At 45.7% G+C, this 1,815-nt stretch carries 2 protein-coding genes; both read right to left on the bottom strand.

From position 1 onward, the window contains the following. Positions 1-22: 22 nt before the first annotated feature. A complete protein-coding gene (locus tag A3738_RS22045) occupies positions 23-1,531 on the bottom strand; it encodes a UDP-N-acetylmuramoyl-L-alanyl-D-glutamate--2,6-diaminopimelate ligase (protein ID WP_068473642.1) in 1,509 nt (502 codons plus the stop codon). 1 nt (position 1,532) lies between these two features. Next, on the bottom strand, positions 1,533-1,815 hold a 283-nt coding region (locus A3738_RS22040), incomplete at its 5' end, for a penicillin-binding transpeptidase domain-containing protein (RefSeq protein ID WP_255376197.1).

Genomic DNA, 1,815 nt, shown 5'->3' with positions numbered 1-1,815 from the left:
GTGCTTAAAGCCATTGATGCAATCATTTCTGCACCTCTTCAGCCAATAAGTGATCGCAACAATCGCTGTCGCTAAAATATGAGCGCACGCCATTCACTTCTTGGTAATCTTCATGCCCTTTGCCGGCGATAAGAACAACGTCATCAACTGAAGCGCTGTGATACGCATGGGAAATTGCCTGAGCTCGATCCGCGATACAAATAACATCGTCTTGATCAGAAAACACACTCGCGATTTGAGAAATAATTTGCTCGGGATCTTCAGTGCGAGGGTTATCGCTAGTAATAACGCAGACATCCGCAAATTCTTTTGCGATCAAGCCCATCTGTGCGCGCTTTCCTTGATCACGATCACCACCACAACCAAATACAACATGTATGCGTTTTGGCTCCAAATTACGGATGGTTTGAAGTACGTTCTCTAAAGCATCTGGTGTATGAGCATAGTCAACAACAAGCGCTGGTTTATCAGTAACGCGATGCAGCTCCATTCTTCCCTTAACGGCTTTTAACTGATTGATTGCATTTAACTCAATCACCGAGCACAGCTTCGCAAGTGCTACTCCTAATACCGCCATCACGTTGTAGAGGTTAAATTGCCCAAGGAGGTCACTGTTAAGATCAATAATCTTGTCAGCCACTTCTATTTTCGCTGTTGTCGTCATTCCCAACTGAAAATCTTTCACCAACACTTCGGCTGAGCCATTCAATGAGAATCGTAACTTCCGAACTTCAGGTCGCAAAGCTTGAAACATCACGCTAGCGTATTCATCGTCAGCATTAATTACTGCATAGCGCAAACCTTCGCTCGCAAACAAACGCGCCTTCGCCTTGGCATATTCAGCCATGGTCTGATGATAATCCAAGTGATCACGGCTTAAATTGGTAAACACAGCACCTTCAAATCGCACGCCATCAACACGACCTTGATCTAGACCGTGCGAGCTAACTTCCATCGCGACTAGCTCAGCACCCGCATCACGAAGATTTGCCAAGTACTTATGCACATCAACAACACTCGGCGTGGTATGGCCGGTATCAGTTAACTCCTCATCACGGGCACACAAACCATATCCTAGTGTCCCAATGACAGCAGAGGAAACGCCTAATGATGCAAAAAACTGCGCGATATAATTCACGACAGACGTCTTTCCGTTCGTACCAGTCACACCGATTACTTGAAGCTCTTCACTAGGCTTATGAAAGAACCGATGCGCAATTTCACCCACGAAATTACTTAAATTAGGAACAAACAATTCAATCGCACGACCATCCTCATGTACGGTCAGGTCATTCGCTTCGTTTGCATTACAATCAATCAGCACAGCAGCAGCACCGCGTTCGATCGCATCTTGCACATAGGTACTTGCAGGAGAATTTATACCTGGTAAGGCAAGGAATAAATCGCCTTGCTTAACTTTCCGACTATCGGAAACAAGCCCATGTATTTGAGTGTTCAATGCAGAGGGGACATGCTGTATGCCGAGCAAAAGACTTGCTAAATCCGAGTGATATTGGCGTGCTTTATTCATATCAACCGCGACCTCCTGCTAACGAAGACTCAACCTTGTTAACGTGCATAAGCTGGGAGAACTTGTCTGGTTCGACACTCAAAATTCGCATCGCACCATCTACGACACGTGAGAATATTGGCGCGGCAACTTCACCGCCGTAATATTCAGCGCCTGCAGGCGCATCAATCACAACAACGGTTGCGATTTTTGGATCATTAATTGGCGCTACACCTGCAAATAGGGCTTTGTACTCTTCTGCGTTATAACCATCTCTTCCTACTGTATGAACAGTACCTGTTTTG

This window comes from Oleiphilus sp. HI0066, assembly GCF_001635725.1.
Note: the sequence above shows the minus strand (reverse complement) of the source record. Positions and strands in the feature narration are given on the sequence as shown.